The organism is Burkholderia sp. BCC1999 (assembly GCF_905339975.1).
In the GTDB taxonomy this organism is placed as follows: domain Bacteria; phylum Pseudomonadota; class Gammaproteobacteria; order Burkholderiales; family Burkholderiaceae; genus Burkholderia.
The window spans coordinates 1-23788 of the sequence record NZ_CAJPHP010000041.1 but is presented as its reverse complement, the minus strand read 5'-3'; the positions used below and the strand labels follow the sequence as shown (position 1 = coordinate 23788).

Sequence of the window (23788 nt, the reverse complement as noted above, 5' to 3'; positions counted from 1 at the left end):
CCGCTTCACTGCTACCAGTACCTTGATGCTCATTCATCCCCCGTCATTGGATCGTTCAGTCCTGCGCGACTTCCTGCGGCGCGCGTTCGCGCGGCCGCATGTCGCCATCGAAATCGTCGAGCGTCGGGAATGCCATCGGTTCCAGCCGGTCGAGCTGCGCCAGGTATCCGTCGTAGCGTTCGAGCACGGCCGCGCGCTCGGCATCACCGATATACGGCACGTGATAACCGACGAACGACGGCAACACGTCGAAACCCGCATAACCGAGCGTGCCGCGCAGCACATGGCGCAGCATCAGGTCCATTTCGCCGTGTACGCCGTCGGCGCCGAACATGTAGTCGCGGCCGCCGCACGTATAAGCGAGCAGCGCGCGCTTGCCGCGCATCCCGCCGCGATCGTAGAAACGCACGCCGCCGTACACCTTGCCCGACACGAGCACGCGGTCGATCCAGCCCTTCATGATCGCCGGCATCGAGCACCAGAACAGCGGGAAGCTCAGGATCAGCAGGTCGCACGCAACCAGTTTGTCGAGTTCGGCGGCAATGTCGGGCGCGATCGCGTGCGCGGCGACGTTCTCGCGCTGCTCCAGCGCATAGACGAGATAGTCCGGATTCTTCCGAACGCCGAAATCGGCCGCGCTCGCGACGGGATTCCACTGCATCGCGTACAGGTCGGACACCGTCACGGTATGCCCCTGCGCTTCGAGCGTGCTCACCGCGCGATGCAGCATCGACGTTGTAAACGACTGCGGTTCGGGATGGGCGTGAACGATCAGGACCTTCATGGTGTTTTTTCTCCGCAACGTAACATTGAATTCAGACAGACCCGGCCGCGCGCTTGCGCAGCAGCGACAGACCGATCGCGACACAGGTGGCCGCCAGCAGCAGCGTGGAGACCGAAGCGATCGCCGGATCGACGTTCTCGCGCATCCCGTCCCACATGCGGCGCGGCAGCGTGTAGACGCCCCGGCTCGAAATGAACAGCGTGACGACGAGTTCGTCCCACGACAGGATGAATGCGAACACGGCCGCCGACAGCACGCCGGGCCTGATCGCCGGCAGGATCACGTAGCGCAGCGTCTGCGCCAGGTTCGCGCCGAGGCTGCGCGACGCCTGCTCGATCCGCAGGCCCACCGTCGCGAGCGACGCGGATACTGCGACGACCACGTAAGGCACCGACAGCACGACATGCGACAGGATCACGGCCGGATAGCTGTCGAGCATTCCGAGTTCACCCCACAGCCGGTAGAACGCGAGCGCCGACACGATCGGCGGCACGATCAGCGGAAACAGGATCACGCCGCGCACCAGCTCGCCGCGCCGCGATGCCACCTTCCACAAACCGATCGCGCACAAGGTACCGAGCGTCACCGAGATCGCCGACGAAACGAGCGCGATCAGCCCGCTCTGCAGGAAGCTCGACACCCAGCCGTCGTCGTCGAGCAGCACGCTGTAATGCCGCAGCGACAACGCGCCATCCGGCATCGACAGGTAGTCGCTCGGCGTCAGCGACACGGGCACCGACACGAGCAACGGCAGCATCAGGAACAGGATCGCGGCCCATGCGATGCCGATCACCAGCGCGCGGCCGGCCGTCAGTCTGGTCTTCATCTTCGATTCCTCCGGTCGGATTCAGCGCGCGCCGAACAGCTCGCGCAGGTCGACGAAACGCGCGAGCAGCGCGAGCGCGGCCAGGATCGACGCCAGCAGCAACGATGCGAGCGCCGCCCCGCTGCCCCAGTTCATGAGCTGCAGGATCTGCGTGCTGATGTATTCGGCGATCATCACCGTGCGGCCTCCGCCGAGAATCACCGGCGTCACGTAAAAGCCGAGCGAGAAGATGAACACGAGGATCGCCGCGCCGACGATGCCCGGCCGCGTCTGCGGGAAATACACCTTGCGGAACGTGACGAGCGCGCCCGCGCCGAGCCCCTGCGATGCGCGCACCAGCTGCGGGTCGATGCCCTTCATGTTCGCGTACAGCGGCAGCACCGCGTACGGGATCATGAAGTGGATCATCCCGATCACGACGCCGATCTCGTTGCGCATCAGCGGCAGCGGCGCGTCGATCAGCCCGATGCGCATCAGCAGCGTGTTGACGAGCCCCTGCTCGCCGAGCAGGAACAACCACGAGAACGCGCGCACCAGCACCGACGCCCAGAACGGCACGAGCAGCCCGAACATCAGCGCCATCCGCTGACGCGGCCCGACGTGCGCCATCGCATACGCGATCGCATAACCGAGCGCTACCGCGCACACGGTCGTGACCGCGCACACGCGCAGCGTCGTCCACAGCACGCGGTGCACGCCACGGTTGTCCAGCAGCCGCGCGTAGTTGTGCAGGCCGGGCTCCGGCACCGCGAAGCCGAGCCACAGCACGCGCACGAGCGGATACACGTACAGCACGATCAGCATCGCGAGCAGCGGCACGACCAGCAGCCAGTAGCGGTCGGCTTTCGCGCGGCCGAGCGGGACGGCGCCCGCGACAGGGGAAGACAGGGTATTCATGGCGTCACGCTCACGAGACAGTGGCTCAGGACGACATCAGGTCGGTGTACTGCGCGAGCGTCGCTTCGTAATGCTGCGCCCACCACTCGGGATTCACCTTGCACTGCTTGGCCCAGTTCTCCGGCGTGCCGGGATTGTCCGCACGCAGCGCCTGCGGCACGGCAGCCGTCGCGGCCGGCGTCACCGGCCCGTTGCCGAGCAGCGACAGCAGGCGCACCTGCGGCTCGACGCCCTGCACGAACTTGATGAACTGCCACACGGCGTCGCCCGACGGATTGTTCTTCGGCACGCCCCACACGTCGCACGACGCGAGCCCCTGCTCCCACGTATAGCGGAACCGCCCGCTGCTCTCGCGCTGCAGCACGTTCGCACGCGTATGCCAGATGCACGCCATGCTGACTTCGCCGTTGCGCAGCAATTGCAGGCTGTCCGCACCGGAATCCCACAGCAGTACGTTCGATCGCAGCTCCTTGAGCTTCTTCATCGCGCGCGGCACGTCGATCGGGTAGGCCTTGTCCTTGTCGACGCCGTCGGCCATCAGCGCGGCCTCGAGCGCACCGCCCATCCACTTCCACAGCCCGCGCTTGCCCGGAAACTTGCCGACGTTCCAGAAATCGGCCCAGTTCTTCGGCGGATTCGCACCGAACTTGCGCGCGTCGTAGACGAGCACGTAGCTCAGCAGGTACGACGGCACGCCGAAATCCGATGCGAGCCCCGGCAACGCGTTGCGGCCGACGACCGAATAATCGATCGGCCGCAGGAACCCCTGCTTGCCGAGCTTGATCGCCGCGAAGCCGTCGAGATCCATCACGTCCCAGATCACGTTCCGGTTCTCGACCATCGCCTTGATCTTGCCGTCCTCCGGCGACGAGTCGTAACCCATCCTGATCCCGCTCGCCTTCGTGAACGGGTCCATGTACGCGGAGCGAAACGCGGAGCGCGCCTCGCCGCCCCACGCGCTGAGCACGATCTCCTTCGGGTTCGCGGCCAGCGCGTCCTTCGCGCCCGTCGCCAGCAGCGTCGGCGCGAGGCCGGCGGCCGCGCACAGCCGGAGAAAGTCGCGGCGGCGCTGCGATGTCGCGGGTTGAAGCTCGCGTGCTTGGTCGAGCAGGTCCTGCAGATAGCGGTTCGTCATGGTGTCTCCTCCAGGCTGGGCAGCGCCCGCACGCATCTCGTCGTTTCCGGGCACCGTTGAATCGGCCGGCGACGCGGACATTCGCCGCGTCGCGCGGGATGCATCGTTCGTCGCGTCAGTCCGACGCGATCCGGCAGGTCGCGTCGCGCTCCCACTGCACGAACACGTCCATGCCGGTGCGCGGCGACGCGAGTCCGCGCCATGCGGGCACATCGGCGGTCACGCAGCCGAGCGCCGCGGTCTCGATCTCGAAGCGGTACGACGAACCGAAATAGCTCCAGTGGCGAATCCGGCCGGCCACTTCGTTGTGCGCGCCACCACACGATGTGGCCGAGACGCCGACCTTCTCCGGCCGCAGCGCGAACAGCAGCGTGTCGTCCGGCCGTGCGCCGCAGGCAGGCGCGACGAACCGCGCATCGCCGACGCGATAGTGCGTCGCCGCGGCATCGCCGCCGAGCGCGACACCTTCGATGAAGTTGCTCTTGCCGAGGAAATCGGCGACGAAGCGGTTGGCCGGCTGTTCGTACAGCCCGTCCGGCGTCCCGATCTGTTCGAGCCGGCCGTCGCGCATGATCGCGATACGATCCGACATCGACAGCGCCTCCTCCTGATCGTGCGTGACGAACAGGAACGTTGCGCCGAGCCGTTCGTGCAGCGCCTTGAGTTCGACCTGCACCTCGCCGCGCAACTTGCGGTCGAGCGCGCCGAGCGGTTCGTCGAGGAGCACGAGATCGGGATCGAACACCAGCGCGCGCGCGATCGCGACACGCTGCTGCTGGCCGCCGGACAACTGGCGCGGCAAACGGTCCGCGAGATGGCCGAGCCGCACGAGATCGAGCGCGGCCTTCACGCGCTTCACCGCGTCGGGCCCCTTCTGCTTGCGCACCATCAGCGGATACGCGACGTTCTGCTCGACCGTCATGTGCGGAAACAGCGCATAACCCTGGAACACCATCCCGAAGTTGCGCTTCTCGGGCGGCAACCCGACGATGCTGCGGCCGCCGACACGCAAGTCGCCGGTGCTCGGATGCTCGAACCCCGCGACGATCGTCAGCAGCGTCGTCTTGCCGGAACCCGACGGCCCGAGGATCGTCAGGAATTCACCGCGTGGAATGTCGATCGTCGTTTCCCGCAGCGCATGCACGCTGCCGTAGCGCTTCGACACGCGATCGATCTGCAGGCCCGCGCCGCTCGCCGTGCGCCCTGCCGATTCCGCACGAACTGCATGCGCACCGGGCCTTCCCTGCTCCACACCTGCCGACGTCTCCATCGCCACGCTCATCGTGCGTCTCCTGGTCGACTCACATTTGGGTTGAACGTTCATTTAACAGAACTTATACTATGCCGAAATGCGGTTCGCAAGTAGCGGCGACCCTTGCCGGCTCTGACACAACACGACACCCAACACCAAGGAGACAGTGGCAACATGAGCAACGAGGACATCCGAATAGAACGGCACGACGGCGTCGTGACGCTTCGCCTGAACCGCCCGGCGAAGCGCAATTCGCTCGCGCGGCCGCATCTCGACTTTCTTCGCGACACGCTCGATGCGCTCGCGAGCGACCCCGCCACGCGTTGCCTCGTGCTGACCGGCACCGGCAGCGCGTTCTGCGCGGGCGCGGACGTCGACGAATGGGCCGAGGCCGAGCGCAACGGCGAGCTCGACACCTACGGCTGGAGCGAGCGCGCGCACCGCTTCGTCGAGGCGCTGGCGGCGTTTCCACGCCCGACCGTCGCGGCGCTGAACGGCTCGACGGTCGGCGCGGGCGCCGACATCGGCTTCGCCTGCGACTTCCGCATCGCGAGCACGGCCGCGACGCTGCGCTGCGGGTATACGGGTATGGGCTACAGCCCAGACATGGGCGGTAGCTGGTTCCTGCCGCGTCTCGCGCGGCCCGACGTCGTGCGCCGCTACATCTTCCTGAACGAACGCTGGAACGCGCAGGACGCGCTCGCAGCCGGCTTCGTGTCGGAAGTCGTCGATGCCGACGCGTTCGCGCAGCACGTCGCCGCCTTCGCCGCGCGTCTCGCGCAAGGGCCGAGCGTCGCGTTCGGCCATGCGAAGGCGCTGCTCGCGCAGTCGCACACACACACCCTCGCCGAGCAGTTGCGCGGCGAGCTGGCGGCCTGCGTCGCTTGCGGTCACAGCGAGGACGGCCAGGAAGCGCTTCGTGCTTCGGTCGAAGGCCGCGCACCTAATTTTGTCGGGAGATGATTCATGGATTTTTCGCTGACTCATGAGCAGGAAATGCTGGTGTCGTCGCTGCGTCAGTTCGTCGAGAAGGAACTGCAGCCCCATGAATTCGCGGTCGACCGTGCGGACGACGTGCCGCCCGAACTCGCCGACTCGATCCGCCGCAAGGCGCTCGAACTGGGTTTCTACGCGTTCAACATGCCCGAAAGCGCCGGCGGCCCGGGTCTCGACTACGTGACGCAGGCGCTCGTCGAGCGCGAGCTCGGTCGCACGAGCTGGGCGCTGCACGTGTTCGTCGCGCGGCCGAGCAAGATCCTGATGGCGTGCAAGGGCGACCAGATCGAGCGCTACCTGAAGCCGACCGTGCGCGGCGAGCGCGTGGACTGCTTCGCGCTGACCGAGCCGGGCGCCGGCTCCGACGCGATGGGCATCCGCACGCGCGCGGTGCGCGACGGCGACGACTACGTGATCAACGGCAGCAAGCACTTCATCAGCCACGCTGATACGGCCGATTTCGTGATCCTGTTCGCCGTCACCGGCGAGGAGGAAGTGCGCGGTCAGAAACGCAAGCGTGTGACCTGCTTCCTGATCGACAAGGACACGCCGGGCATGACCGTGCGGCGCGGCCCGCACTGCACGAGCCTGCGCGGCTACCACCAGTCGGAAATCTTCCTGTCCGACTGCCGCGTTAGCGCCGCGCAGATCCTCGGCGAAGAACATCGCGGCTTCGAACTCGCGAACGACTGGCTCACCGCCGGCCGCGTGATGGTCGCGGCCAACAACATCGGCCGCGCGCAGCGCGCGTTCGAGATGGCCGCGGAATGGGCCGCGACGCGCCAGCAGTTCGGCAAGCGCATCGGCGATTTCCAGGGCACGTCGTTCAAGCTCGCCGACATGCAGACCGAAATCCGCGCAGCGGAACTCGTCACGCTCTACACCGCGCAGAAGCTCGACCTGGGCACGATGACCGACGGCGATGCCGCGCTCGCCAAGCTGCTGGCGACCGAAACGCTCGGCCGCGTGACCGATCATGCGGTGCAGATCTACGGCGGCATGGGGCTGATGGACGAACTGCCGATCGAGCGTTTCTGGCGCGATGCGCGCATCGAGCGCATCTGGGAAGGCACGTCCGAGATCCAGCGGCACATCCTGTCCAAGGAAATCCTCCGACGCTACAGCTGACGCGAACCGCCGCGCCGGCCCGTCCGGCGCGACTTCCGAAAGGACTTTTCATGACTTCCTCTCCCGCAGTCAGGGATCGCCGCGCCACCGCCGCGGCCAACCTGCGCCGGCTGCTCGAGCCGGCCAGCATCGCGTTCGTCGGCGGACGCGGCATCGCGGGCGCCGTGCAGCGCTGTCGCGACTACGGCTATGCCGGCGACATCTGGCTCGTCAACCCGAACCATGCCGAGATCGACGGTGTGCGCTGCCATGCGAGCGTCGCCGACCTGCCCGCCGCGCCCGATGCCGTGTTCGTCGCGGTGCCTGCGCGGCAGGCGATCGACGTCGTGCGCGCGCTCGCGGGACGCGGTGCAGGCGGCGCGATCGTCTACGCATCGGGTTTCTCCGAGACCGGCGCCGACGGCGCCGCGCTGCAACAGACGCTCGTCGATGCGGCCGGCGACATGGCCGTGCTCGGGCCGAACTGCTACGGGCTGATCAACGGCCTGAACGGCAGCGCGCTGTGGCCCGTCGCGCACGGCGCACCGCGCGTCGAATCCGGTGTCGCCGTGATCACGCAGAGCGGCAACCTCGCGTACAACCTGTCGATGAGCGCACGCTCGGTGCCGTTCGCGTACCTCGCGAGCGTCGGCAACCAGGCATCGGTCGACATCGCACGCCTCGTCGATGCGTTCGTCGACGATCCTCGCATCCGTGCGATCGGCGTGCATCTCGAAGGCCTGAAGGACGTACGCGGGTTCAGCGAGGCCGCCGCACGCGCGCTCGCGCGCGGCGTGCCGATCGTCGCGCTGAAGAGCGGCACGTCGACGCTCGGCGCGCAGCTCGCGATGAGCCACACGAGTTCGCTCGCGGGCTCGGACGCGCTGTACGACGCGCTGTTCCGGCGGCTCGGCGTGATCCGCGTGAAGGATCCGGTCGGCCTCGTCGAGACGCTGAAGCTGCTTGCAATCGCCGGTGTGCCCGAGCGCCGCACGCTGGCCGCGCTCGCGACGTCCGGCGGCGATGCGGGGCTCGTCGCCGATCTCGGCGAAGCGCGCGGCATCGCGTTCCCGCCGGTCGGCGACGCGGGCCGCGACGCGCTCGGCAATGTGCTGCCCGCCTACGCGACGATCGCGAACCCGCTCGACTTTACGACGACGCCGTGGGGCGACCCCGACAAGATGCGCGCATGCTGCGACGCACTGCTGACCGATCGCCCGGGCGCGGCCGCGATGATCCTCGACTATCCGCAGGAAGCGACCGGAGAACGGCCGCTGTGCGACATCGCGGCCAGCGCGTTCGCGGCATCCGCGCGCCAGCACGGCGTGGTCGGCGCGGTCATCTCGGTGTTTCCCGAGCTGACGCCGCCCGATCACGCGGCGCGCATGGCCGCGGCCGGCATCGCGCCGCTGCAGGGGCTCGCCGAAGGGATCGACGCGATCGGTGCAGCCATGACCTACGGCGACACGCGACGCCGCATCCTCGACGCCGATGCGCTGAACGCGCTGCCCGTACTGCGGGCCGGCCATGGCGACGATGGCGCCGCCACGCTGCACGACGAATGGGCGAGCAAGCGGATGCTGGCCGCGCACGGGCTCGATGTGCCGCCGGCCGAATGCGTCGCCCCCGCCGATGCGCCGGCCGCCGCGCAGCGCCTCGGTTTTCCGGTGTGCGTGAAGGTCGTCAGCGATCGCCTGCCGCACAAGACCGAGGCCGGTGCGGTCGCGCTGAAGCTCGCGTCGCCGGAGGCCGTCGCCGCCGCGGTCGAGCGGATGACCGAGCAAGTCGCGCATCACGCACCCGACGTGCGCGTCGAGCGCATCCTCGTCGAGAAGATGGCCGACGCGCCGCTGCTCGAACTGATCGTCGGCGTGAAGCGCGAGCCGAACTTCGGCCTCGCGATCGTGCTCGGCACCGGCGGCGTGCTGGTCGAGCTGATCCGCGACACCGCGACGCTACTGCTGCCGGTACGAGAAAGCGACGTGCGGGATGCGCTGCTCGGGTTGAAGCTCGGGCCGCTGCTGACCGGCTATCGCGGGCGGCCGACGGCCGATCTCGACGCCATCGTCGCGAACGTGATGGCGATCGCGCGCTTCGCGCAGGCGCACGCGGATACGCTCGTCGAACTCGACGTCAATCCGCTGCTGGCGATGGAACACGGCGCGGTGGCAGTCGATGCTCTGGTGAGGCTCGATAGCTGATGCGCCGGCCATGAAACGCACCGGCCCGCTCGCGCGATGCGTGAGCGGGCCGGATGCCGCCGTGCGGCGTAATGCTCAAATCTCAAAGCACCTTGCCGGGATTGAGCAGCCGGAGTGGATCGAGCGCCAACTTGAGCCGGCGCATCGCGGCGATCTCGGCGTCGCTGCGCGAGCAGTCGAGCCAGTCGCGCTTGTAGCGCCCGATTCCATGCTCGGCCGACACCGATCCGCCTGCGTCGCGCACCAGCGGATACAGCACCGCGTCGACGTCGTGCGCGCTTTCGCCCGCCGCAAACGGCGCCGATACGCAGACGTGCAGGTTGCTGTCGCCAAGATGCCCGAAGAAGAACACGTGCGCGCCGGGCCAGCGCGACGTCAGCGCGCGATCGCACGCGTCGATGAACGCCGCCGTCTCGCGCGGCGGAATCCCCACGTCGAAATTCACCAGGCCGGGCAGCCCATCGATCGCGAGCCCTTCTCGCAGCGTCCAGAACGCCTGCGCGTCCGCGGCGCTCTGCGCAAGCGCCGCGTCGTCGATCAGGCCGCGCTCGAGCCAGCCGGCCAGCACGGTTTCGAACCACTCGGCCGTCTGCGCCGCGTCGCCGCTTGCACACTCGATCAGCACCTTGACGCCGCCGTCCGCCGGCAACGGCGCACGCAGGCCCGGCGTGTGTTCGGCGACGTAGCTATAGAACGCCGGCCACATCGTCTCGAAACTCAGCAAATCCGCGCACGACACCCGCGCGTCGCGCAGTAGCGCGAGCGCCGCGGCCGTGTCACGCACCGCGCACATCGCGGTCGACGGCGCGGCGAGCTTCGGATGCAGCCGCAGCACGACGCGCGTGACGATGCCGAGCGTGCCTTCGCTGCCGACGAAGATCTGCCGCAGGTCGTACCCCGCGTTGTTTTTCAGCAGCTTGTTCAGCGATTCCAGCACGGTGCCGTCGGCCAGCACCACTTCGAGACCGAGCACCTGTTCGCGCGTGGTGCCGTAGCGGATCACGCGGTTGCCGCCCGCATTGGTCGCGACATTGCCGCCGATCTGGCACGAGCCGCGCGCGCCGAGATCGATGCCGAGCGCGAACCCCGCCTCGTCCACCGCCTGTTGCAGGTCCTGCAGCGTGGTGCCGGCCCAGGCCGTGACGGTCGCCGCCTCAGCATCGATCTCGACGACACCCGTCAGCCGCTCGAGCGACAGCACGACGTCGCCCGCGGCCGGCGACGCGCCGGCCGCGAGCCCCGTCATCCCGCCCTGCGGCACGACCGTCTGCCGGCATGCGGCGCAGATCGCGAGCGCGCGGCTCACGTCGGCGACGCTGCGCGGCCGCAGCAACGCACGCGGCCGCGCGCCCGGCGCTTCACCGTAGTTCGTGAAATGACGCGCGCCGATCGCGTCGCCCGTGCTCACGCAATCGTCGCCGAGCGCAGCGCGCAGCGCGGCGACAACGTCGCCGTTCGAGGAAAAATCGGACATGGTCGACGGGGCCGGCCGTTCCCGGCCCATGGTGAAAGAAGGATCAGAAGTTGTGCCGCATGCCGACCCGCGCGGCGGCCTGCGTGCGGCTCGTCGACGGCGCGAAGCTGTAGCCGATCACCGCATCGACGCCGTTCGACGCGCGCATCCAGTCGACGGCCGCATACACGTCGGTGCGTTTCGACAACGCGTAGTGCGTCCCCAGCGCCACCTCGTGCCAATGATGGCCTTCGAACGTCGTGTACTGGTAACCCGCGACGAGCGACAGCGGCGCGGTCGCCTGGTACAAACCGCCCGCCTCGTACACGCGCATCGTCGACGATTGCCCGTAGCCTTTGAACGTCGTGTTGCTGAAGTCCGCATTGAGCGTCAGCTTGCCGAGCGTGTACGAGGCACCGACCCCGAAGATCGACTGCGAATTGATCGCAAACGGTGTCGAGTCGTGCAAGTCGGTGACGGCGCCCGTCGCCGGATCGATCGTCGCGACCGTCTGCCCGAGCATCGTCGTCACGCCGATCTGCGCATACGGGTCGAGCGCCGCGAGCCCGCGCGGCGAATTGAGCCGCGTATAGTTGCCGCCCGCCGAGAAATTGCCTTGCGTATAGGTCGCGCCGACGCTCCACGCGCTGCCGTCGTGGAAACTGCCTGCGTCGTTGCTGAACGAATACATGCCGCCGACCACGAGCCCGTGGAAGCTGTTGCTGACGAACTTCACCGCGTTCTGCAGCCGGTCGCCGCTCTGGCGGTCGAAATCGCCGAGGTGCACGCCGTAGCCGCTGCCGAACGCGCTGACGTTGAAGGCCGCCGTGAAGTCGAACGCGAAGTCGTACTGGTTGCCGAACGTCAGCGTGCCCCAGTCGTTGCCGAGCCCCACGTAAGCCTGGCGCCCGAACATCGCGCCGCCCTGGTTCAGCTTGCCCGTGCCGAGCCGGAAGCCGTTCTCGAGCTTGAACACGGCCTTGTTGCCGCCGCCGAGATCCTCGGTGCCCATCAGGCCGACGCGGTTGCCGTACGACACGCCGTCGTCGAACAGGTACGCATGCGCGCCGCCCGTGTTGTTCACGTAGGTGATGCCGCCGTCGATGATCCCGTACAGCGAGACGCTGCTCTGCGCGTGTGCATAACCGTGGGCCATCACCGACATCAAGCCGGCCAGCAGGAAGCGTTTCTTCATTTCCGGTGTCTCCAGTTTCCGCGCGACGCGGATCGTTTGTCGTTGTTCGTGAAAGACCGCCCGCCTGCTTCGCTTCGGCATCGCGGCGCTGGCGAGTATAGGTTTCGTTGAATGAATGTTCAATCGATATAGGCACCGGTCGGCACCGGTGTTTACACGCATCGGCGATATCTTTATTGAAAAAACGTTCAACCCGTCATAACATCGACCGGCAGCCCCGCAGACGACGTGCGGGCTCGTTTCGACTTTCGGAGTGCACCGGATGACGACCCACCTCAGCCTCGCCGCCGAGCCGCGCCTGCGCTCGGCCTACGAAGGACAGAAGTCTCGCCCGTACGATCCGGCCGTGCCGATCGCGACGCCGCTCGAACTGCACCGCTGCACCGTTCAGCCCGAATGGGTCGACTACAACGGCCACATGAGCGAATCGTGCTACCTGCTCGTGTTCGGCGACAGCAGCGACGCGTTCTTCCGCTACTTCGGCATCGACGACGACTATCGCGAAGCCGGCCGCTCGATCTATTCGGCAGAGACACACATCCGCCACCTGGGAGAAGCGATGCTCGGCGAGCCGCTCAGGCTGACGCTGCGTCTGCTCGATGTCGACGACCGGCGCCTGCACGTGTTCCATTCGATGCATCACGCGACGACCGGTGCGCAGCTCGCAATCGGCGAGCAGTTGCTGACCCACGTCGACATGCGCGCGAAGCGCTCCGCGCCGTTTCCCGACACGATGCGCCGGCATCTCGACGCGATTCACGCCGAACACGCGCGTGCGCCGCGCGAACCTCATGCGGGCCGCGCGATCGCGATCCGCCGCCCCGCCCCCGCTTCACGCTGAACACCGACGGAGCCTTCCATGCAGACGAACGACGCCTGGCGCACGCGCGCCGGTCAACTCGAAATCGAATCGCGCGCCTTCGTTAACGGCGCGTTTCGCGACGCGCACGACGGCGCGACCTTCACGTGTACGAGCCCGATCGACGGCCGCGTGCTCGCCCAGGTCGCGCATTGCCGGCAGGCCGACGCCGACCTCGCGGTTGCGGCCGCGCGGCGTGCATTCGAGAACGGCGCATGGCGCGGCGCGACGCCGCGCGAACGCAAGCGCGTGCTGCTGCGCTGGGCCGCGCTGATCCGCGAGCACGCGGGCGACCTCGCACTGCTCGAAACGCTCGACACCGGCAAGCCGATCGCCGATACGACCGCCGTCGACATTCCGTCCACCGCGTATTGCGCCGAGTGGTTCGCGGAAGCGATCGACAAGACCGGCGGCGAAGTCGTGCCGGCCGACGCGCATCTCGTCGGGCTCGTCACGCGCGAGCCGATCGGCGTGGTCGCAGCGGTCGTGCCATGGAATTTTCCCGCGATGATCGCGATGTGGAAATGCGCGCCCGCACTCGCAGCCGGCAACAGCGTCGTGCTGAAGCCGTCGGAGAAATCGCCCCTGAGTGCACTGCGGCTCGCCGCGCTCGCGGCACAGGCCGGATTGCCGGCCGGCGTGCTCAACGTGCTGCCGGGCTTCGGCGACGCGGGCGAAGCGCTCGCACGCCATCCGGACGTGGACTGCATCGCGTTTACCGGATCGACCGCGGTCGGCCACAAGGTCGCGCGCTGCGCGGCCGATTCGAACCTGAAGCGCGTGTGGCTCGAACTCGGCGGCAAGTCGCCACAGATCGTGCTGCCCGACTGCCCCGACCTCGACCGTGCGGCACGCACCGTCGCGCATGCGGTGTTCTACAACACCGGCCAGATGTGCACGGCCGGCTCGCGTCTGCTCGTCCATCGCGAGATCCGCGACGCGTTGGTCGCGCGCGTGCTCGATATCGCGCCCGAATACGCACCTGGCGACCCGCTGTCACCCGACACGCGGATGGGCAGCCTGATCGACGCGGCGCAGGTCGAGCGCGTGCTCGGTTATGTCGAGGCCGGCCGCGACGAAGCGACGCTGCTGGCGGGCGGCAAGCGCGCGCGTACGGCGAGCGGCGGCCAGTACGTCGAGCCGACGGTGTTCGATTGCCCGCGCGCCGATGCGCGAATCGTGCGCGAGGAGATCTTCGGGCCCGTGCTCGCGGTCACGACTTTCGACGATCTCGATACAGCCGTCGCACTCGCGAACGACACGCGCTACGGGCTCGCGGCATCGGTGTGGACGGCAAACCTGACGACCGCGCACGAAACCGCGCGCCGGCTGCGCGCCGGCACGGTGTGGGTGAACGGCTACGAGGAAACCGACGACATGAACTTCCCGTTCGGCGGCTTCAAGGAGTCGGGTAACGGGCGTGACAACTCGCTGCACGCGCTGGAGAAATACACGGAACTGAAGTCGACGATCATCCGGCTGCGGTAGCGTGAAACGGGCCGCGCTCGCAGGCCGGATCGCGAGCGCGTAGCACGCCGGATTCGGCGAGCAGAAATCCGTTCCGGCCGCCGCATGACCGCAATGCGGTCAGCCTTCACGCGGCTCAGCGAGCCAGTCTTCGACTTGCAGCCCCTGAACGCGCTCGAATTCCCGGATGTTATGCGTGACCAGCACCAGTTGCCGCGCGCGTGCCTGCCCTGCGATCAATGCGTCATAAGGGCCGATCGGCGTACCCGCCGCGATAAGATGGGCCCGAATTTCGCCGGCATGCTGCGCATCCTCGACATCGAACGATACGACCTCGAACTGCAGCGCCTCGACACGCGCCACGTTCGCCTCCACTCGCTGGCTTTTGTACGCGCCGTAATAGAGTTCATGCGCGACGATCGCCGGTATCCCGAAATCGGCCGGCTGGTGCTGCCGCAGTCGGGACAGCATGGCCGGCTCGCCTTTGAGAATGGCGATGACCGCGTTGGTATCCAGCAGGAACTTCATTCAAATACGTCCAGCCCCGACCGCTCCTGAGTCGATGGCTGCGTGGTCGCGGCAGCCTCGAAATCGGCGTCGACCGGACCGATCAACGGCGTCAGCCATGCCCAGTCTTGCGGCACCGGCTCGAGAACGACGGACGACCCATGGCGGCGAATCCGGACCTCGGTCGTCTCGAAGCGGAAATCCTTCGGCAGCCGGACGGCCTGCGATCCGCCATGCTTGAAGATCTTGGCAATATCCATCTTCACGCCCTCACGTATCTACAGAATGTATCTATTTTATCAACTACGCGTGAGAATGACGAGTCGTCCGATCGGCCAGTTCCGTACGTCGCAGTACGGGCGATCTGTCCCCGGAACGAACCGCGCACCGATTCATTCCCACCAGGAAACAATCAATCGCCTCCCGGCGATTCACCTCCCCGCCCCCGCGCTCTAGACTGTCGCATCGTTCCTCTTTCCGGATTCACGCAATGACCGACGTCCTGCCGCTGACAACCGATCCCGAGTCGGGCCTCCAGTACCGGCTGCGCCCGGCCACCGACCGCCCCGTTGCCCGCCTGTTGCTGCTGCACGGCGTCGGCGGCAACGAAACCAACCTGCTGAACGTCGCCAACGTGATCGATCCGCGCATCGAGATCGCGTTCCTGCGCGGCCCGCTCACGTTCGGGCCCAATCAGCACGCGTGGTTTCCGGTGCGCTTCGGTCCGAACGGCCCCGAAATCGACGCGGCCCGCGCGGATGCCAGCCGCGTGCAACTGATCACGCTGCTGCGCGCATTCAGTGCGCAGGACGGCGCGGATTCCGCGTTGCCGACCGTGATCGCCGGCTTCAGCCAGGGCGGCATCATGAGCGCGGGCGTCGGCCTCACGTCGCCGGACGACGTCAGCGCGTTCGCCGTGCTGTGCGGGCGCATCCTGCCGGAAATCGATCCGCTGATTGCGCCGCGCGATGCGCTTCGCCCGCTCCATGCGTTGATCGTGCACGGCAAGTTCGACGACAAACTACCCGTCGCATGGGCCGACGCGGCCGATGCGAAACTCACGGCGCTCGGCGTCGCGCACGATACGCGGCTGTATGCGGCCGGGCACGAACTGACCGCGGAAATGGCCGGCGATTTCGGCCGCTGGGTCGGCGAGCGCACGGGGTTGAACTGACCGCACGGGGGAAGCCGGCCCGGGAACGGACCGACGCCCCCGGCGCATGCCGTCAAGCGTTCCGCGCAGGATCGGCAACGGCGCGCGCAGAGGCAGGCGCGGTAATCGCCTGCTCACGCTCGGCACCCCGCTTCGCCAGCTTCCAGCCGACCACCAGCGCGAGCACCACAACCGGAATCGTCGCGATGGTCCACGTGCCGCCCGGGTAGTCGAACGCCATCAGCACCAGCACGCCGACGAGGAACGCGAGCGTGAGCCACGACGTGAACGGTGCGCCCGGCATCCGGAACGACACGGCCTTCAGCTCGCCGCGATCGACCGCGCGGCGGAACAGGATCTGGCACATCACGATGAAGCCCCACGTCGTGATGATGCCGAGCGACGCCATGTTCAGCACGATCTCGAACGCCTGCGCCGGGACGATGTAATTCAGCGGCACGCCGATCGCATTGATCGCAACCGTGATCAGGATCCCGCCATACGGCACACCGCGTGCATTCATCCGCGACACGAAACGCGGCGCCGATCCGCCCATCGCGAGCGAACGCAGCACGCGCCCGGTCGAATAGAGGCCGGAATTCAGGCTCGACAGCGCGGCCGTCAGCACCACGACGTTCATCACGGTACCGACGTACGGCACGCCAAGCTTGCTGAAGAACGTGACGAACGGACTTTCGTGCGAGCTGTACGCCGTCCACGGCAGCAGCATCGTCAACAGCACGACCGAGCCGACATAGAACAGCGCAATACGCCACATCACGCTGTTGATCGCCTTCGGCAGCACCTTGCGCGCATCGGCGGTCTCGCCCGCCGCGACGCCGACGAGCTCGATGCTCGCGTACGCGAACACGACGCCCTGCACGATCAGCACGGCCGGCAGGATGCCATGCGGAAAGATCCCGCCATGATCCGCGACCAGATGAAGCCCCGGCATCTGGCCGGCGACCGGATGGCCGCTCGCGAGAAACACCGCGCCGACCGCGAGGAACACCGCGAGCGTGCCGACCTTGACGAGCGAAAACCAGAATTCCATCTCGCCGAATACCTTCACGCCGATCATGTTCATCACCGACACGATCCCGAGCGCGCCGAGCGCGAACACCCATTGCGGCACGTCGGTGAACACGGCCCAGTACTTCATGTAGATCGCGACCGCGGTGATGTCGACGATGCCGGTCGTCGCCCAGTTCAGGTAGTACATCCAGCCCGCGACGAACGACGCGCGCTCGCCCATGAACTCGCGTGCGTACGACACGAAGCTGCCGCTGGTCGGCCGGTGCATCACGAGTTCGCCGAGCGCGCGCATGATCAGGAACGCGAACACGCCGCAGACGAGATACACGAGCGCGAGCGCCGGCCCCGCGCTCTGCAGGCGCCCGCCCGCACCGAGAAAGAGGCCCGTGCCGATCGCACCGCCCATCGCGATCATCTGCACGTGCCGCGGCTTCAACTGTTTCGCATAGCCGGCTTCGTGCGATGCGAACATCGCATCGGGATCGGCATGGCGGGAATCCGCGCCGCCGGCCGCATCGGCCGGGCGCTCGCTGTCGTGTTTCATCTTGAGTCTCCGTTGTTTCTTGATGTGTCGCGCCCCGCGCGGGGACGCGTATGGAATGAGGGCGCGCAGGGCGCTCACGGCGCGCGTCGGCGCCCCGCAGCCGACGTCAAAGCACGCGCGGCCGGATCAGCGCCTCGGGTTGCAGCGCCTCGTCGAGCTGCGCGGCGGTCATCCACTCGCGTTCCAGCACGACTTCGCGGATCGATTTGCCGGTTGCGTGCGCCTCGGCGGCAACGGCGGTCGCGCGCTTGTAGCCGATGTACGGGTTCAGCGCGGTGGCGAGCGCCACCGAGCGCTCCATCGTTTCGCGCAGCCGCTCGGGGTTCGCGGTGATCCCGCTCACGCAGCGCTCCGCGAGTGTCGTGCAGGCGGCCGTCAGATGGCTGAAGCTGCGGAACAGCGCGCTGGCGATCACCGGCTCGAACGCATTGAGCTGAAGCTGCCCGGCCTCGGCCGCGAAGGTCACGGTCAGGTCGTTGCCGAACACCTCGAACGCGACCTGGTTGACGACTTCCGGGATCACCGGATTCACCTTGCCGGGCATGATCGACGAGCCGGCCTGCACGGGCGGCAGGTTGATCTCGCCGAAACCGGCGCGCGGGCCGCTCGACAGCAGCCGCAGGTCGTTGCAGATCTTCGACAGCTTGACGGCGATGCGCTTGAGCGCGCCCGACACCTGCACGAACGCGCCGCAATCCTGCGTCGCCTCGATCAGGTTCGGCGCGGTGCTCAGGTCGAGCCCGGTGATGCGCCGCAGCGCGGCCAGCGCCTTCTCCGCGTACTCTGGATGCGCGGTGATCCCCGTGCCGATCGCGGTCGCGCCGAGATTGATCTCGCGAATCAGCCAGCCGGCTTCCTGCAACCGCGCGATGTCTTCCGTCAGCATCACCGCGTAGGTCGAGAATTCCTGGCCGAGCGTCATCGGCACGGCGTCCTGCAACTGCGTGCGACCGAGCTTCAGCAAACCGGCAAATGCATCGGCACGCTCGGCGAATGCATCGCGCAACCGCGCCATCGCTTCGAGCAGGTGTTCGACCGCGAAGCACGTCGCGACACGGATCGCAGTCGGATAGACGTCGTTGGTGCTCTGCGCGAGATTGACGTGCTCGTTCGGGTGAAGGTATTCGTACTGCCCGCGCGCGTGCCCCATGATTTCGAGCGCGCGGTTGCAGATCACCTCGTTCGCGTTCATGTTGGTCGACGTGCCGGCGCCGCCCTGGATGACGTCGACGACGAACTGGTCGTGCAGGCGCCCTTCGCGGATCTCGACGCATGCGGCGGCGATCGCATCGCGGTACGGCCGCGGCAGCAGCCCGAGCTCGCAGTTGGCGTCGGCCGCCGCTTCCTTCACGGCCGCGAGCGCCATCACGAGGTACGGCAGCGACGCAACGGTGCGGCCCGTGATGTCGAAATTCTCTTTCGCGCGCAGCGTATGGACGCCGTAATAGGCGTCCGTCGGAATGCTTCGTTTACCTAAAAGATCCGCTTCGACGCGGAAGCCGTTTTCTGCCATCGTGCCCTCCTGAGTGTCTCGTACCGCTCGTCGTCCGCCGCTTCCCGACGCGACGGGTTCGCATTCTATGCCTTTGCAAAAACAAGCTCGCTTCTGTATTATCGAAAGCGGTTTTGCGTGAGACGCAACAGCGAGAATCAAATGAAAAGAGGCGCGAGAGAAACCGGCATCGATCACATGGGCGCGATGCGTGCGTTCGTGAGAGTGGTCGAAACGGGGAGTTTTTCGGCGGTCGCGAAGGAGATGCACGTGTCGACGTCGACGGTCGCACGCAAGGTCACGGCAATCGAGGAGGCCCTCGGCGTCGCGCTGCTGCACCGGTCGACGCACAGCGTGACGCTCACCGAAGCCGGCCACATCTACCTGGAGCGCGCAGTCACGCTGATCGCCGATCTCGACGACACGCTGCGCGTCGTCGCCGAGTTGAATGCGCGGCCGAGCGGCCCGCTGAAGCTCACCGCGCCGGTCGCGTTCGGCCGCCGTCATCTCGCGCCGCTGGTCGCGCCGTTTCTCGCGCGCTATCCGACGATCCAGCTCGACGTGCGGCTCACCGACAATCACAACGATCTCGTGGCCGGCGGCTTCGATCTCGACATTCACGAAGGCGAGAATTACCTGGACAACCTGGTCGTGCACCGGCTGTCGCGCAACGACAGCATCCTTTGCGCGACGCCCGGTTATCTCGACCGCTGCGGGCGCCCGGCGTCACCGGACGACCTGAAGCACCACAACTGCCTGCGCTACGTGCATCCGGAAGGCGATCCGCGCTGGGATCTCGTGAACGGCGACACGCAGCACAGCGTGCTGCCTGCCGGCAATCTCGTCACCGATCATTCGGAGCTGCTGCTCGAAGCGACCTGTGCGGGCCTCGGCATCGCGGAGTTCGAGATCTGGCTGGTGCGCGACCTGCTCGCGAGCGGCCAGCTCGAAGCCGTGTTGCCGCGCTACCGGCTGCAGAACCGGCTGACGGGCGAATACATCTACATCGCGTATCTGGCGAACCGGCGCAGCTCGGCGAAGCTGCGCGTGCTGAAGGAATTCCTCGCGGAACATCTCGCGCAGATCGGCGAGTTGTCGGAACTGGAACTCGCGAAGATTCGCAGCGGACGCGCGTAGCGCGCGGCCCGGATCGCAGGCCGCGCGCGTCGGCGGGCGACCGCGGTCAGGCCGCCTGCAATTCGAACGGGAACGTGGCGTGTCCGAACTCGACGCCCTGCGTGTTGAGCATCCGTGGCCGGTGGAAGCCCGCCAGTTGCGCGCGCTGCGCGGCCGTGCCGATCTGCAGCCGCTCGAGGATTTCGCTGACGACCATGTAGAGCACGTCGAGATTGCCGTCCTCGATCTTCACCGAGATGCCGAGCGCGCCATCCGCGCCGAGCTGCCGCGTGCGTTCCGATGCGCGCACGCCGATCCCGTAGCACGCATCGGCGCCGAGCTTGCCGACCACTTGCCCGTCGAACGCGTTCATCAGCACCGTGCAATAACGCCCATCGCCCGCGACGAGTTCCGGATGGGCCGTCATCGCATGATGAATGCGCGCCAGCGCGCGGACGCGATCGGTAATCGCGCTGCCGCCCGCTTCCACCGCGTCGGCACCGTCGGCCAGCGACGCATAAAGACGCGCGAGGCGATCCAGCGAGAACGCCGGCGTCGGCAGGTTGCAGCCGTCGATGCCCCAGTCGACCTCGTCGTCGCGCAACCCGCACGCGTCGGCCACCACATGCTTCACGCGCACCTGCATCGGATGGTCGGGCAGATGGTAATCGGCAATTGCCGCGCCGATCGCCTGCGCGCCGGCCAGCATCCCGACATGCTTTCCCGAACAGTTGCTGCACACGCCGGTCGGCGTGTAATCGCGCCTGATCCACGACCGGTACACCGCATCCGACAGCGGCGGATGGCCGCCGCATCGCAGGTCCGATTCGTGCGCCGCAACCTTCGCGAGCATCGCCCGCGTGCGCGCGATGTGGCGGTCCTCGCTGCTGTGCGACGCGCACATCAGCGCGATGTCCGCATCGTCGAAGCCGAAACGCTCGGGCGCGCCCGTCTCGATCACCGACAGCGCCTGCGCCGGCTTGGCGGCCGACCGTGCCAGCGTCATCCGGAACGGATCGCCGAACCGGGCCAGTAACCTGCCGCGTGCATCGACCACCGCCACATGGGCGACGTGCGTGTTCTCGATCGCGTTACCACGGTAAGTGACGACCGCTGCGCGTTGGGTGTCCATCGTGTGTTGTCTCCTTGCTCGGGGCCTGGCTGCCGGGGCCCGTCCAACCGGTACCGCAGTGTAGCGAGTCGCCGCCGCCGCGCGCCGGCCGGGCGATGGAAAGCGGTGTTGCACACGATGCAAAGGCAATCGCGCCCCCACTAAAGCCTGACTGGATTAGTACAAAAGCCATTCAATCGTTTACATATTTGGTACTAATCCGTACAATTGCGATCGCAAACGCGAATCATACGCATTTACATTGACGTTTTCCGATGTTTCGGGCTGTGCTGTCCGCATCGAGAAAACGCGCCCGATCACCGAACCTTCCGCTGCTTCCCGATATGCCTGCCCAGTTCAAGACGAGGCCTCGCGCCCTCGTGTCGGCGCTGACCTGCTCCGTGTTCCTGACGCCGCTGCTCGCTTCCGCCGCAACCGCTCCCGCTTCCGCCCCTGCCGCCGACCAGCCCGCGCCGGCCGCCGACGTACCGGCAACGCTGCCGACGATTGCGGTCCAGTCGTCCGCGCTGTCGGACATGCAGGTGAAACGCTCGCCGTCGTACAAGTTCACCGCGCCGCTGCTCGATACGCCGCGCTCGGTCACGGTGATCCCCGAGCAACTGATCAAGGAAAAGAACATCACGTCGTTCGCGGACGCGCTGCGCTCGGTGCCGGGCATCACGTTCCTCGGCGGCGACGCAGCCGCGAACCCGTCTGCCGACCGTCCGGTGATCCGCGGCTTCGAATCGCGCAACTCGATCTTCGTCGACGGGATGCGCGACTCGGGGCTGCAGAACCGCGAGACGTTCGCGGTCGAGCAGATCAGCGTGATCAAGGGCCCCGATTCCGTCTACGCGGGCCGCGGCTCGGTGGGCGGCAGCATCGACATCGTCACGAAGACGCCGAAGAACGACAACTTCATCAACAGCAGCATCGGTTTCGGCACCGACGGCTACAAGCGCGCGACGGTCGACGCAAACCGCAAGATCAACGACACGACGGCCGTGCGCCTGAACGTGATGGGTCACGACGCGAACCAGGCCGGCCGCAACGACGTGTACAACAAGCGCTGGGGCGTCGCGCCGTCGATCGTGTTCGGGCTGAACACGCCGACCACGGTCACGGTCAGCTACTACCACATGAACTCGTACGACATGCCGGACTTCAGCGTGCCGTTCCGCGCGTCCGGCGGCACACCGGTGCCGACCGATCGCGGGCAGTTCTTCGGGCTGAACACGCGCGACTACCGCTATGGGCAGACGGACACCGGCGAAATCCGCGTCGAGCACAAGATCAACGACGACTGGAAGCTGAAGAACACGACGATGTTCGGCCGCTCGACGCTCGATTACGTCGCGACGAATCCGCAGATCCTCGCGTCGAACCCGAACATGCTGAGCCTGCAGGCGAAGAGCGGCAAGTACGCGCTCAACGGCTTCTCGAACCAGACCGAAGTCACCGGCAGCGCGAGCCTGTTCGGCATGAAGCACACGATGACGGCCGGCGTCGAGTTCAGCCATGAACAGGCGCGCTACGAGGGCTATCTCGTGTCGGATTCGGCCGGCAACAACATCCGCTCGGGCGGCCCCTGCTCGGTGGCCGGCAACTGCACGCCGCTCGCGGGCGGCTGGAACCCGAACATGCCGTGGACTGGCAGCATCGTGCTGAACGGCGACAAGGGTTTCCCCGGCGCGACGACGAACACGCGCACCGACACGGTTTCCGCGTACATCTTCGACACGGTCAAGCTGTCCGAGCGCTGGCAGTTCAACACGGGCCTGCGTTTCGACCGCTACGACACGACCGGCAAGCAGGCCGGCGTCGCCGACTTGTCGAACACGTCGAACCTGTTCAGCTACCAGTTCGGCCTCGTGTTCAAGCCGGTGACCAACGTGAGCCTGTACGCGTCGTACGGCACGTCGTCGAACCCGCCGGGGTCGAACGGCGGCCTCGGCGGCGGCACCGATCAGATCACCGCGACCAACCAGGATCTCGCGCCGGAACGCTCGCGCAACATCGAGATCGGCGCGAAGTGGGACGTGCTGCAGGACCAGCTGTCGCTGACCTCCGCACTGTTCCAGACCGAAAAAACCAACGCGCGCGTCAGCGACGGCCTCGGTCACACGGTCAACGCGGGCAAGCAGCGCGTGCGCGGCTTCGAATTCGGCTTCGCGGGCAACATGACGCCGAAGTGGCACGTGTTCGGCGGCTACTCGTACCTGAATGCGATCACGACCGACGCGGGCCCCGGCAGCCCGGGCGCGTCGGGCCTGCCGATGGTGATGGTGCCGAAGCACAACTTCACGCTGTGGACGAGCTACGACGTGATGCCGAAGCTCACGCTCGGCGCCGGTGCGACGGTGATGAGCCAGACCTACGCGTCGGTATCCGCGACGACGAAGAAATGGACGCCCGGTTATGCGCGCTTCGACGCGGCCGCGACGTGGCGCGTGAACAAGACGATGGACGTTCAGCTCAACGTGCAGAACCTGTTCGACAAGAAGTATTACGCGAGCGCGTACCCGATCTACGCGACTTGGGCGCCGGGCCGCTCGGCGATGGTCACGCTCAACTTCTATCAGTAACGCGGTTGGCGGCGGGAGGGCGTGGCACGCCCTGCCCCGCCGCGTTCACCACGGCAGCGAATACGTCTTCACG

20 protein-coding genes are annotated in these 23788 nt (G+C 67.1%); 8 read left to right on the top strand and 12 right to left on the bottom strand.

The genetic code is table 11. The annotated features are described in order from the left end of the window. Window positions 1-55: 55 nt before the first annotated feature. The 5 genes from U5809_RS34155 to U5809_RS34135 all read right to left on the bottom strand — a co-directional run bounded on the left by U5809_RS34155 (window position 56) and on the right by U5809_RS34135 (window position 4924). Entirely contained in the window at window positions 56-784 is a 729-nt protein-coding gene (locus tag U5809_RS34155) for an NAD(P)H-dependent oxidoreductase (RefSeq protein WP_322089791.1), read from the bottom strand. A gap of 31 nt (window positions 785-815) precedes the next feature. Then, entirely contained in the window at window positions 816-1610 is a 795-nt protein-coding gene (locus U5809_RS34150; RefSeq protein WP_322089790.1) for an ABC transporter permease, read from the bottom strand. A gap of 21 nt (window positions 1611-1631) precedes the next feature. Further along, entirely contained in the window at window positions 1632-2507 is an 876-nt protein-coding gene (locus U5809_RS34145; protein WP_322089789.1) for an ABC transporter permease, read from the bottom strand. 25 nt (window positions 2508-2532) lie between these two features. Continuing rightward, complete coding sequence (locus tag U5809_RS34140; protein WP_322089788.1) at window positions 2533-3642, bottom strand: ABC transporter substrate-binding protein; 1110 nt, start codon at window positions 3640-3642, stop codon at window positions 2533-2535. Between the two features lie 115 nt (window positions 3643-3757). Continuing rightward, entirely contained in the window at window positions 3758-4924 is a 1167-nt protein-coding gene (locus U5809_RS34135) for an ABC transporter ATP-binding protein (protein ID WP_322089787.1), read from the bottom strand. Window positions 4925-5068: 144 nt separating this feature from the next. Between U5809_RS34135 and U5809_RS34130 the strand changes: the two genes are divergently transcribed. The 3 genes from U5809_RS34130 to U5809_RS34120 are packed head-to-tail and all read left to right on the top strand — an operon-like array spanning window position 5069 to window position 9198. Then, a complete protein-coding gene (locus U5809_RS34130; protein ID WP_322089786.1) occupies window positions 5069-5857 on the top strand; it encodes an enoyl-CoA hydratase/isomerase family protein in 789 nt (262 codons plus the stop codon). A gap of 3 nt (window positions 5858-5860) precedes the next feature. After that, window positions 5861-7018: an acyl-CoA dehydrogenase family protein gene (locus tag U5809_RS34125; protein ID WP_322089785.1), complete on the top strand. Its 1158-nt coding sequence runs from the start codon at window positions 5861-5863 to the stop codon at window positions 7016-7018. Window positions 7019-7068: 50 nt separating this feature from the next. Next, a complete protein-coding gene (locus tag U5809_RS34120; RefSeq protein ID WP_322089784.1) occupies window positions 7069-9198 on the top strand; it encodes an acetate--CoA ligase family protein in 2130 nt (709 codons plus the stop codon). Between the two features lie 82 nt (window positions 9199-9280). Here U5809_RS34120 and U5809_RS34115 read toward each other — a convergent pair whose 3' ends face one another. Both U5809_RS34115 and U5809_RS34110 read right to left on the bottom strand, forming a co-directional pair. Further along, window positions 9281-10672, bottom strand: coding sequence for an FAD-binding oxidoreductase (locus U5809_RS34115; RefSeq protein ID WP_322089783.1), 1392 nt, complete (start codon window positions 10670-10672; stop codon window positions 9281-9283). A gap of 43 nt (window positions 10673-10715) precedes the next feature. Next, window positions 10716-11846 carry a porin gene (locus tag U5809_RS34110; protein WP_322089782.1) on the bottom strand — a complete coding sequence of 377 codons (1131 nt, stop codon included), beginning with the start codon at window positions 11844-11846 and terminating at the stop codon, window positions 10716-10718. Window positions 11847-12108: 262 nt separating this feature from the next. Here U5809_RS34110 and U5809_RS34105 point away from each other — a divergent pair, with 262 nt between their 5' ends. Together U5809_RS34105 and U5809_RS34100 are read left to right on the top strand one after the other, a co-directional pair. Beyond that, entirely contained in the window at window positions 12109-12687 is a 579-nt protein-coding gene (locus tag U5809_RS34105) for a thioesterase family protein (RefSeq protein WP_322089781.1), read from the top strand. Window positions 12688-12705: 18 nt separating this feature from the next. After that, window positions 12706-14193 (top strand): aldehyde dehydrogenase, encoded by a 1488-nt coding sequence (locus U5809_RS34100; RefSeq protein ID WP_322089780.1) that lies wholly within the window; start codon window positions 12706-12708, stop codon window positions 14191-14193. 99 nt (window positions 14194-14292) lie between these two features. On the opposite strand, the gene U5809_RS34095 is transcribed toward U5809_RS34100, so the two are convergent. Further along, window positions 14293-14700, bottom strand: coding sequence for a type II toxin-antitoxin system VapC family toxin (locus U5809_RS34095; protein WP_322089779.1), 408 nt, complete (start codon window positions 14698-14700; stop codon window positions 14293-14295). Then, on the bottom strand, window positions 14697-14939 hold the full coding sequence (locus U5809_RS34090) for a type II toxin-antitoxin system VapB family antitoxin (protein WP_322089778.1): 243 nt from the start codon (window positions 14937-14939) through the stop codon (window positions 14697-14699). The genes U5809_RS34095 and U5809_RS34090 overlap by 4 nt, the downstream gene beginning before the upstream one ends. Window positions 14940-15169: 230 nt before the next feature. Here U5809_RS34090 and U5809_RS34085 point away from each other — a divergent pair, with 230 nt between their 5' ends. After that, window positions 15170-15853, top strand: a complete 684-nt coding sequence (locus tag U5809_RS34085; RefSeq protein ID WP_322089777.1) for a phospholipase — start codon at window positions 15170-15172, stop codon at window positions 15851-15853. 52 nt (window positions 15854-15905) lie between these two features. On the opposite strand, the gene U5809_RS34080 is transcribed toward U5809_RS34085, so the two are convergent. After that, window positions 15906-17411 (bottom strand): amino acid permease, encoded by a 1506-nt coding sequence (locus tag U5809_RS34080; RefSeq protein WP_322089776.1) that lies wholly within the window; start codon window positions 17409-17411, stop codon window positions 15906-15908. A 106-nt stretch (window positions 17412-17517) separates the two neighbouring features. Next, window positions 17518-18924, bottom strand: coding sequence for an aspartate ammonia-lyase (aspA, locus tag U5809_RS34075; protein WP_322089775.1), 1407 nt, complete (start codon window positions 18922-18924; stop codon window positions 17518-17520). A gap of 141 nt (window positions 18925-19065) precedes the next feature. Here aspA and U5809_RS34070 point away from each other — a divergent pair, with 141 nt between their 5' ends. Beyond that, window positions 19066-20040, top strand: coding sequence for a LysR family transcriptional regulator (locus tag U5809_RS34070; protein ID WP_322089774.1), 975 nt, complete (start codon window positions 19066-19068; stop codon window positions 20038-20040). Between the two features lie 46 nt (window positions 20041-20086). Here U5809_RS34070 and U5809_RS34065 read toward each other — a convergent pair whose 3' ends face one another. Then, a complete protein-coding gene (locus U5809_RS34065) occupies window positions 20087-21151 on the bottom strand; it encodes an asparaginase (RefSeq protein ID WP_322089773.1) in 1065 nt (354 codons plus the stop codon). Window positions 21152-21474: 323 nt separating this feature from the next. On the opposite strand from U5809_RS34065, the gene U5809_RS34060 reads away from it, so the two are divergent. Beyond that, window positions 21475-23715 (top strand): TonB-dependent receptor, encoded by a 2241-nt coding sequence (locus tag U5809_RS34060; protein WP_322089772.1) that lies wholly within the window; start codon window positions 21475-21477, stop codon window positions 23713-23715. Window positions 23716-23788 lie beyond the last annotated feature (73 nt).